This window comes from Legionella sp., from assembly GCF_047605385.1.
Taxonomy (GTDB): Bacteria; Pseudomonadota; Gammaproteobacteria; order Legionellales; family Legionellaceae; genus Legionella.
In genome coordinates, this window is record NZ_JASGFU010000075.1 from 1 (window position 1) to 11132 (window position 11132).

Consider the following 11132-nt stretch of genomic DNA (forward strand, 5'->3'; position numbering starts at 1 on the left):
AGAAAAGATAATCAATTTTTATCTATATTGCTAAACTTTTAATGCGGGAGCCCTGCTATTACGTCATTCGCCTGGAACAAGATTTGTTGAGGGACTGGACGCTTTGTGTCGCCAATGGACGCATCAAATCTAAATTAGGACAAAGCCGTATTATTACATTTGAACGCTTTTCTGATGCTTATGAGCACTTTTGCCGGAACCGTAATTATAAAGTTCACTTTTCATTTCTGTAGTTAAACCCGTTATTATGAGATAAAACATAAATTAGAGTGATTTTATAGTTTATTCTTACTCAATTATGTATGATGTAACCTACAATTTTTTAATAAAAAACAATGCTCCGTATATCCTGTAAAAAATTATATGAATGCTTGATCTTGGGATTATGGGGCATGCTCACTCCTCATTCAAGCAATACAGCAGTAACCCAAATACTCAACGATGATTTTTTCCAAAACCCCGCTCAATTAAGTACTATCCATCACACTCAATCAACTGCAGGTTTTGTATTTATTAATCCACAAGCTTCTTTTGAGGGAACAGTTAAAGAAGTCAACGGTAGCGTACGCAGTAATGTACAAGACACCCTCCCCTATTTGCTTACAGGATATAGAATCAACGAACACTGGGTCATAGGATTTAATGCTGTACCTAGTGCTTATGGTCATTTAGAGTGGCCTATGGATTCTTTTGTCTCTCCCGTATCGACACAAACTAAAATTGTCTACTATCGTTTTGGCGTCCAATCTAGTTATGAAATTAACACCCGTTGGGCGGTTGGGGCTGGATTTAATGTAGAAGATAATGCCCGATATTTTACTAATTTTGCTGTACCGAGCCGAGGCAACCAAGTGAATTCCATTACTGATATCAATTATACCGGAGATTTGGGGCTTTATTATAAAATAAATGACACCAATTATTTATCTCTAGCAGGATATACCCAAGTAAATACTTATGGGCAAGGAACTAGCTCAGACATCCTATCAATCAATCCTAATTTATCGTTAAACGTGACACAGGCACCCGTCATTTATTTAGGATTACAGCATCAACTGACCCCAAAATGGTTTTTATCAGAAAAAATCTATTGGTCAGGATGGTCCATCCAACATAACATTAACTTTACCAACACCACTAGCGGAACTTATATTGTTCCCACTAACTGGAAGGACGTATGGTCTTTTCAAGTGACTACTCGCTATGCTATAAAACAACGAATCACTGTGCTTTCTTTGCTCAGTTACGAAACAAATCCCGTACCGTTAGAAACTAATAACATAGGCTATCCTTTAGCTTCTGCAGGATATGTATCTACAGGTCTAGACATCGCTTTAACCAAAGACTTCTCTTTGCTGGGTGTATATACTTATGGTGCTTATCTGCCTAACTCTCCTATCAGCAATAAAAACAGCAATGGTATTATTCATACTCGCGTACAGTCTATGGTATTGCAGGTTACTTATAAGATGTAGTATAGGGCTCCACTCTAGCATCTATATTTCAAATCAATACCTATTGCTAGTTTCTAAATTTTTTTAGAGTCACTATTGGTCGGGGTTTAGTTGTAGCCTGTGGATTCTGAAAGTTAAGAAATTGGAGAGCATGGTGTATGAAGACGCGCTATAAGTGACTTGCTGCTGAATTATCGCCCTCTGACCTTGAAATTTATCTTTCCGCATATAACCAGAGGTGGTCGTCAAGGACCAAAACCCAAAATTCCCTATTTTAAGATGCTCCCCTATTTTTTGTACTTCATGCACAAGGGGTTGCCAATCAGGAAAACGGATGAACCGAGAAAATTGGCCTGCAAAATATTCGATATCAATTCATACCTCTTCAAATAATTTAAAAGTCACATTTACTCCAATCAATGCGGCATGTCTCAAAATGAACTAATATTTATCAAAAAAGGAACTATGGTACAATAATGCTGTAAGGCATTAGATCGTAATAAATAATGGAATCCAAAATGCAGAACTTTTCTTGTTACCTCATAGGCGATGATCATTTACTGATTCAGTGTGCAGAAATTCTTTTGAAAAAAGAGTGTCACATCTTAGGAATCATTTCAGCACTTGATGCAGCGCAAAAAATGGCCGAAGCGCATGGTATAAAGCACTACACTTGTTTAAATGAGGCAAATGAATCGTTACTTGCAACCGATTTTGATTATTTATTTAGCATTATCAATAGCGCCATTATACCCAAAACGCTCCTTGAGCGCGCACGCCATTTAGCCATTAACTTTCATAACGCACCATTGCCCCGATACGCAGGTGTTCATGCACTTTCATGGGCTATTATAAACAATGAATCAGAACATGGCATCACCTGGCATGTAATGAATGAACGGATTGATGGCGGAGACATACTTAAACAAGTCCTCTTTGCTATTGATGAACAGGAAACCGCATTAAGCTTAAGTTTAAAATGTTATGCTCATGCACTGCCTTTATTCAACACACTGATTGATGAGCTGAAAAATGCCCCCATCACTCTAATTCCCCAAAACATCTCGCAAAGCAGTTATTACAGTTTTAAGCAAAAACCTCCAGGCAACGGATGGCTGAGCTGGGAACAACCAGCATGCGACATCATGCGTGTCGTGCATGCATTGGATTTAGGCCACTATCATCATAACCGCCTGGCAACACCCAAAATTCAAATTGGCAACACCATGTATCTTGTTGCACGAATGCATCTACTTAATAGGATCTCAGAAGGGGATCCAGGGACAGTAGCAGCATTACATCCTCATGCTTGGCATATTTGTACCAAGACTCAGCTCATCAGTTTAGAAAAAGTAATGCTGCTTGATGGAACGTCTTGCACCCTTTCGCATGTAGCAGCACAGCATCAGCTCAAAAAAGGGTCGCATCTGTCCTCCCCTACCTCACTGCAGCACAAACAATTTCATTATTTTAGTGAACAATACGCACCCCAAGAGCTGTATTGGGTACAGGAATTAAGCACATTCCAACCCACACATTTACCCTTTCAACCCCAGCATTGCGAGCACCGTACTCATGATGCTTTAATTCCCATTTCACAGCTCACCGTCAATAACACCCTGACATCACAATGGGTGAATTTACCTCAAGATGTTGAGTCAATGGATGTGCTTATAGCGACTTTATTTATTTATCTGTATCGGTTGGGTAATAAAGAACAATGCAATATTTGGATACGCGAACAGCACGCTTACGAGTTGCCTGATGAGCTCGTCGAATTTTTTGCACCATTTGTCCCCTGTTCATTACCGCTTGATAACAGCTATACCTATGATCAGACAATTCAACAGATTCATCGGATGCGAGCATCATGTAAAAAAAGAGGTACTTTTTTACGCGACGTCTTTCATCGTTACCCAGAACTGTCTCAAGTAGAACATCAGTACCCTTTAGCCCTCTATGTGGATACCGATGAGCAATGCACCTCAATACAAAGGTTCTCTAGTGCCTCGGTGCTTATTACAATTGCCTCGGATACACACACCATCACCTGGTGGATTAAGGAATCGTTGATGCTCCAAGAAACCCCTCTTACTTCGGTGATAAAAAATGCAACACAGCACTTAAATTACCTGATGCACCATTTAAAGACAACGCTTTATCATACCATTGATAACCTATCGCTGATGAACGAGAGTGAACGTCACCACGTGCTGAATATGGGAATACCTAAGCCCTTTGAGTATCCTAAAGATAAAACCATAGTCCAGGTATTTGAGGCGCAGGTTCAAGCCACCCCAAATCACACTGCGGTAGTGTATGGGAAACACTCACTAACCTATGAGTCTCTGAATCAGAGAGCCAATCAATTAGCACGCTGTCTGCAAAGCCGCGGCGTCATGCCCCATACTTATGCAGCCATTTGCACCACCCAAGAGCTTCATTTAATTATTGGTTTATTAGCTATTTTAAAAGCAGGGGCTGCATACATCCCAATCGATGCAAGCTATCCCAAACAGCATATCTATTCCATCCTGCATGACAGTAAACCCAATCTTTTATTGGCATCTCATCGCCTGAGCCAGCCTATTGAGAACGACTGTGCTGAACTGGATATTCCTATTGTTCTTTTTGATGAGCTGGCCTCGTTGATTGAACACCACTCATCAGCGAATTTGGAGCATAGAGACATAACCCCTGCAAGTCTGGCTTACATTATTTACACATCGGGTACCACAGGCAAGCCCAAAGGAGTGATGATTCCGCACCGAGGAGTCACTCGCCTGGTAAAAAACACCAATTACATTGAACTCAAAGAACACGATAAGGTAGCACAAGCAGCCAGTATTAGCTTTGACGCAGCCACGTTTGAAATTTGGGGAGCTCTTTTAAATGGAGCAGAACTTATTGCTGTGCCTCAGGATGTCTTGCTCGATACCTGCAAATTTGCCTCTTTTTTAGAAAGAAAATGCATCACTGTATTGTGGCTCACTTCTGCGTTATTTAATCAACTTGCAGCTCAGAATGCCGCCATGTTTCGCCATCTCACCTATCTTCTTGTAGGAGGTGATGTGCTGAATAAAGAACGTATTATGAGTGTGATTCAGTGCGAACAAGGCGCCCCTGAATATGTTTTAAATGGATATGGGCCTACAGAAAACAGCACGTTTACTACAACCTACCACATCACAAAACGCGATACATTACATGAAACCATCCCCATTGGAACACCCATTGCCAACACCTTTGTTTATGTCCTTGATGAACAACTACAACCTACTCCGGTAGGCGCCGTTGGCGAGCTTTATATCGGCGGTGATGGATTAGCTCACGGCTATTTAAATCGACCTGAATTGACATCACAAAAATTCATTCAGAACCCTTTTCACACCAATATTGTTTCTACTCTGTACAAAACAGGGGACAATGTTCGTTGGCTGCCCAATGCGACCATTGACTATTTAGGACGCCAAGACAATCAAATTAAAATAAGAGGCTTTCGAGTAGAACTTGAAGCCATCCAGGCTCATTTACTACATCATCATGCCATCAGTCAATGTGCAGTCCTTGCCAAAGAAAGTGCCAATCGCACTAAAATATTGGTTGCATTTATTGTATGTACTGAGGAAGTTAATGATGAGGAAATTCGTTTCTTCTTAAAAAATGAACTCCCTCTATACATGCTTCCAAGCTTCTTCGTGCGGCTGGATAAATTGCCTTTAACACCTAATGGCAAAGTCAATTATAAAAAACTACCCACACCGGATATTACCCAAACGTCTTTAGGGAACACTTATTGCGCTCCTGTAACCTCTATAGAACATACATTAGTTAAACTTTGGAGCACATTACTGGGCATCGCAAAGGTTGGCGTAGAAGATAATTTTTTTGATTTAGGCGGTCATTCCTTATTGTTGACTCAGTTGTTAGTAAAAGTTAAAGAACTGTATCACATCGATTTTTCTCTGCCTGAATTTCTTGAAAACCCAACCATCAGGCACTTAAATCAATTAATTGACAAAGATACATCGACACGCAGAACCACTAATCAAAACATGCTACACGACAGATTTTTACCCAAGGAATTATCTATATCTGCATCTTTTTCACGAGCTCATACAACAAATAAAGTGTTATTGACAGGAGCATCCGGGTTTCTTGGAGCCCACTTACTGCACAGTTTTTATCACAACTCTCAAGCAACCATCTATTGCTTGATTCGAGCCAAAAATGAATACGAAGCTGTAGAGCGACTTAATGCCACCATGGCCAAGTACCACTTTAATTTACACTGTAACGAACGAATTATTCCCGTGGTAGGAGATTTAGCAAGTCGTTCTTTAGGCCTTTCTCCTTCTTATCTGTCACAACTATCTGAATCCATTGATGTTATTGTACATAATGGTGCTGCAGTGAATCATCTATACCCTTATGAACAGCTGCGCGCAACCAATGTAAGAAGTACCCTTGAGCTCATCACTTTTGCCATGCAAAACAAAGTTAAACCCATCCACTTTATTTCTACGTTATCAGCTGCAAGTCATTTTCTCGATGAGTCCCAGTGCATCATGGAAGATTTTATGAAGGCAGAAAATGCCATCACACCACCCCAGGATGGATACAGTCAAACCAAATGGGTAGCAGAGCAACTTCTTTCAGAAGCAGCACATCGAGGCTTGTTTATTAATATTTACCGCCCAGGGTGGATTGTAGGTCATAGTAAAACAGGCGCATTTAACGCGCAAAGCAATCACTTGTTCATGTTGCTCAAAGGATGCATTCAACTTCAAGTTGCACCCAATTGGGATTTCATGTTGGATATGTTGCCTGTAGATACGATCAGTAACGTCATTGTAGAAACTGCCTTTCGGGCAAAACACGCCAACAGTGTCTTTAATCTAATTAATCCACACAAAATTTCCTGGAGGCAATTAATTCACTATATCAATCAACGAGGCTACTCGGTGGCATTAATTGATCCGAAACAATGGAAGCAAGAACATATTCAGTTTATTAAAGAAGACAATGCCTTGTACAGCCTTTATTCATTATACGTTAACAACCAGGATGATGATTGGATGAAAGGGTTGGCCACCATTTCTCGTGCCAACAGCTATAATACAAGTAATGTATTTAATGAGACAGGGCAAATAATCCCCCCTATAAATAAAAAGCTCCTGGATATTTATTTTGATCATCTGGAAAAAGAAGGCTTTATAAATCCCTCTCTGACTCATAAATATCTATGAAGAAACCATGAAATGGAAATCTGTCATTGAATAAGAACGAATCCCAACGGGTGTATCTTAAATCATTACTCAAAAATTCAACCGATGTGGTTATATTTTTATCACATGATGAACGTATTGATGAAATAAGCCCTCAATTAGAAGCATATTATTCTTGGAACTTAACTGAAATGAAAGGAGATGAAATAAGCCCTCAATTAGAAGCATATTATTCTTGGAACTTAACTGAAATGAAAGGAATGGAGTTTCCCTCTTTATTTGTTCAAAAGGAGAGAGTGACGCCCTTCTCTTTTTCGGATTATAAAACCATGCGAGAAGAAGGGACATCTATAGAAACCATCGTACACCACCACCGTCATAAAATTTACCTGTCTTGGACTGCAATTGCGTTAACTGATGATTTTGGCTGGCTGCTCTTAGGCCGTGATGTTTCGGACAAGAAAAGTAATGAAACTCATCACCGTACTCTTTATTCGCAACTAGAACAAATATCAGCTGGTGTTCCTGGAAATTTTTATTGGAAAAATACAGAAGCCCAATACTTAGGATGTAATAAGACTTTGCTTAAAACATTAGGTCTTACTTCTATCAAAGACATTATAGGTAAAACGGACAAAGATTTATGGCCTGAACAAGCAGAAATTTTGAAACAAAACGATCAACGAGTCATCCAAACGGGAGAAACTCTATTTTTAGAAGAAAAAGTGACAATGCACGGCCAGGAAGCTCGCTACTTTACGGTCATTAAAATGCCATTATTGGATGAAAAGGGAACTATCATTGGCATTTTAGGAAATTCTCTTGACATTACAGAGCTTAAAAATACTCAAGCCGCACTGCAAATAGCAATTGATAAGGCAGAAGCCGCTAACCTTGCCAAAACCGAATTCATCGCCAATATGAGTCATGACATCCGTACTCCACTTACAGGAGTTATAGGCTTATCAGAACTGTTAGAACACACACTGCAAAATGATACAGACCGAGAAAAAGCACATTTATTACATGACAGCGGTGCAGAACTGCTGCATATGCTCAATGAAATTTTAGATGATGTGCGGGTAGGCAATTTACGGGAAACGGATATTAAAATAGAATCATTTGATGTCCATCAATGCATCCATGAATTAATTCGCCTGGAATTACCCACCACGACAGTAAAGCATTTAGAGCTTAAAGCAGATATTGCACCGGATGTACCACGGTATCTACGCAGTGACCGCAATAAAATCCATCGTATTTTGCTCAATTTACTGGGTAATGCCATTAAATTTACGCAAACAGGCAGTATAACTCTTGCTATTGAATGCTTGCATAAAGATAGCACCAAATCGCATTTGAAATTTAGTGTCTCAGATACAGGCATAGGCATCCCAGAAGAAGCTCAAACCCAGGTGTTTAATCGTTTTTTTAAAGTCAGCTCATCTTACAAAGGCGTTTATACAGGCCATGGATTGGGGTTACACATCGTTCAGTCTTATGTCACCTTATTGGGCGGTCATATTACACTAACTAGTAAAGAAGGCCAGGGCAGTACTTTTAATTTTGATTTAGAATGTGCATTAGGCGACTTCCCTGCTACGAAATCACCCTCAATACAGTCACAAAAACCAATTGGAGAAAAACCTCAAAGCGCTCTTCATTTATTACTGGTAGAAGATAATGCGATCGCCTTGAAAACGCTGGAATTTATTCTGTCACAGAAAAGATACACCTTTCATTCAGCCACTACAGGTGAAGAAGCAATAACTTTATTTCAGGAGCATTCTTTTGATTTAATCATTACGGATATAGGCTTACCTGGCATTTCAGGAAGCGAATTCAGTCAACGTATTCGTTCTCAATCCACTATTCCCATCATAGCGCTTACAGGCCATGTGAGTAAGGAAGCTAAAGAAGAATATAACACCTGTGGAATCGATGAAGTCCTATCCAAACCCGCTCAAATCGAAGTACTGCATGAATATATTCAAAAGCTCTCACAACAGTCAGAACAACCATTAAAAAATGAACTATCAAACAGTCAACAAAAATCTTCTTTAGGCCTGGATTTACCTGATACTGAGGATGAATTATTTCAATTAGGCCAATTTCCTTTTTTTGATGAGGAATTGGCCTTAAAGCAACTTGCTGATAAACCTTTGCTCATTTCCTTGTTGCACTCTTATATTTCCGAAATGCAACAAGACATAAATCAGTTGAAAGAACACTACAAGAATAAGGATTGGGAGGACGTAGAAAAAACAGCGCACAAAATTAAAGGTGGGGTTGTTTACCTGGGTACACAGAGAATGCGTTTTGCCTGCCAATACTTTGAACGCTATTATAAAGCAGGACATCGTACATTGCTCGAACCTTTATACCAACAAATCATCAACGTGAATGAAGAAACCATGACCTATATTGAGGATTGGTTACAAAAAAATAAGTCTTAACCATTGTTCATTCTTTTTGCTTGTCTATTATTCTTTACTGGTTTTATCTTAGCCTCAATCATTAACACGTTTATCCACAAAATGTGTGGATAAACGTGAAGAGGCATACACCTCGTTGACTTAAGCGCAACGTTTAATCAAATCGACCGCGTTTAGTTCCTGCTCCAAAAGAAACTGCTGATGCCACAAACACTCCAGTTCTTGTTTGACCTCTTGAATGCGTGCTTGAGTTGTAGCAATGGGTTTAATTACAGATCTGAGGCAAATGCGAATTATAGTTATTATATTACTCTATTCGACATATGGTTATTCCATACGAACAATGCAAATACAACAAAAATGTATGAGATCCTATTTTATAAGTCGGGGGACTTGTTAAATAGCTATCATTTTAATTAACTAATAAACTGTTTTTGTCCCTAATTCGCATTTCCCTCAGATCTGTAATTAAACCCAACTTTGAAAATTAAAGGATGTAGTTTTATTTATTGATAAACAATCTAAATATAAGAGGGAAATTTATTTTTTGAATATCGCAACTAATATAGAAATTAGAAGGGCGGCTCCTGAAAAAACTAGCGAGATCCAAGATATTTTATTGCTGGATTTTGCTATTTGATTAGCTTCCTCCGAAATAGCAATGCTTCGTTCTTTTAGCTGATTATCGGACGCCTCTTTCTTGGTGTTTAACCATGTTTCTACAAGATTCTTATTTTGATTATACACTCCTTGGGCGAGTTCAATTTTTACCTGCTCGACCCTCTTGTTTTCTAATTTAAGGTAAAATTGTTCAATTTGTTCAGAATCTTTCATTTGATTGCGTTTTGAGTTGTTGGTTTGAGTATAAGTATAGTGGATGGCTTATTTTAAGAAGCATAGTAATAAAATTCCGATAAACTTTTTATAAAAGTACCTTAGAAAAATTTACGGAATTTATTAACTGATTTTCTGTTGATTGACTGTTTAGCACCTGAATAAATATAGCTAGTAATAAACCCTCCGTTTTCGTTACTTAGTGTTTCAGTAATTGAATTGTACATAAATATAGTGTACAATTCAATTAAATAATAAAAAGAGACTGGTTTTGGAAATTTATAATGTTGTACTGAAGGAGAAATTGTCGCTAAGTTTAAAAAAACTTCCAAAACACATTATCGCTAAATTAACTGCTTGGATTAACGCAGTAGGGCATGATGGATTAAGTGAGGTTAGAAAAATACCTGGATACCATGATGAGCCCTTAAAAGGAGATCGCAAAGGACAGCGTTCGATTGGATTATCAAAATCGTATCGAGCTATTTATATTATTAATAAAGCTGGACGAATGGAAGTTGTTGAAATTATTGAGGTGAATAAACATGATTACTAAAAACACGCAAGAAACATTAAATTACCTTGAAAATCTTATGGGTGAAAAATTGACATTAGGTTCCTTTATCCTTGCTATACGTCAAGGAGAAGAATTAAGCCAAGTAGAATTTGCTAAAACCCTTGGTGTTTCGAGGCAGGTTTTATGTGATATAGAACGTGGAAGAAGGATCATTAGCCCTAAAAAAGCTGCTGAATATGCGACTTTGTTAGGCTATTCAAAAAAGCAATTTGTTCGATTATGTTTGCAAGATATGATTGATAGAGATCATTTAGGTTTGATCGTAGAAATTGAAAACGCAGCGTGATGATAGAGCCATGGTGAAGATTATTTAAATATGAGAGAAAACGATTATTATTCGATAAGGTCTGGTAAAAAGCCTCGAGTTAAACTTGATTTGTATACATTACAACAGCTTTTTATGGGTGTTTATAATGAATTTAGGAATAAAGATTATTTTTACGAGTATATGGGCTATTGGTGTGCTGATGCAGGAAATGTGACTGGTTTACTAGGGGATGATTCTGTGATTGCTTCACGGTTATTGCTAAAACTGGGAAGCAGTAATTTGGGTTTTTCCGCATATCCAGCCCATTCTGGCAACGGATGCTTAAAATAGGAAAAA

The 11132-nt window shown here is 38.5% G+C and carries 6 protein-coding genes; 5 read left to right on the top strand and 1 reads right to left on the bottom strand.

Annotated elements, in window-relative coordinates:
- The first annotated feature begins 392 nt into the window (after nucleotides 1-392).
- From QM652_RS12505 to QM652_RS12515, 3 genes are all read left to right on the top strand, one after another.
- Nucleotides 393-1475, top strand: a complete 1083-nt coding sequence (locus QM652_RS12505) for an OmpP1/FadL family transporter (protein WP_415076311.1) — start codon at nucleotides 393-395, stop codon at nucleotides 1473-1475.
- A gap of 497 nt (nucleotides 1476-1972) precedes the next feature.
- On the top strand, nucleotides 1973-6703 hold the full coding sequence (locus tag QM652_RS12510) for an amino acid adenylation domain-containing protein (protein WP_415076313.1): 4731 nt from the start codon (nucleotides 1973-1975) through the stop codon (nucleotides 6701-6703).
- Between the two features lie 26 nt (nucleotides 6704-6729).
- Entirely contained in the window at nucleotides 6730-9138 is a 2409-nt protein-coding gene (locus QM652_RS12515) for an ATP-binding protein (RefSeq protein ID WP_415076315.1), read from the top strand.
- Between the two features lie 519 nt (nucleotides 9139-9657).
- Here the strand turns inward: QM652_RS12515 and QM652_RS12520 are convergent.
- Entirely contained in the window at nucleotides 9658-9951 is a 294-nt protein-coding gene (locus QM652_RS12520) for a hypothetical protein (protein WP_415076317.1), read from the bottom strand.
- A gap of 304 nt (nucleotides 9952-10255) precedes the next feature.
- Here QM652_RS12520 and QM652_RS12525 point away from each other — a divergent pair, with 304 nt between their 5' ends.
- Nucleotides 10256-10507 carry a hypothetical protein gene (locus QM652_RS12525; protein WP_415076319.1) on the top strand — a complete coding sequence of 84 codons (252 nt, stop codon included), beginning with the start codon at nucleotides 10256-10258 and terminating at the stop codon, nucleotides 10505-10507.
- On the top strand, nucleotides 10497-10814 hold the full coding sequence (locus tag QM652_RS12530; RefSeq protein WP_415076321.1) for a helix-turn-helix transcriptional regulator: 318 nt from the start codon (nucleotides 10497-10499) through the stop codon (nucleotides 10812-10814). The genes QM652_RS12525 and QM652_RS12530 overlap by 11 nt, the downstream gene beginning before the upstream one ends.
- Nucleotides 10815-11132 lie beyond the last annotated feature (318 nt).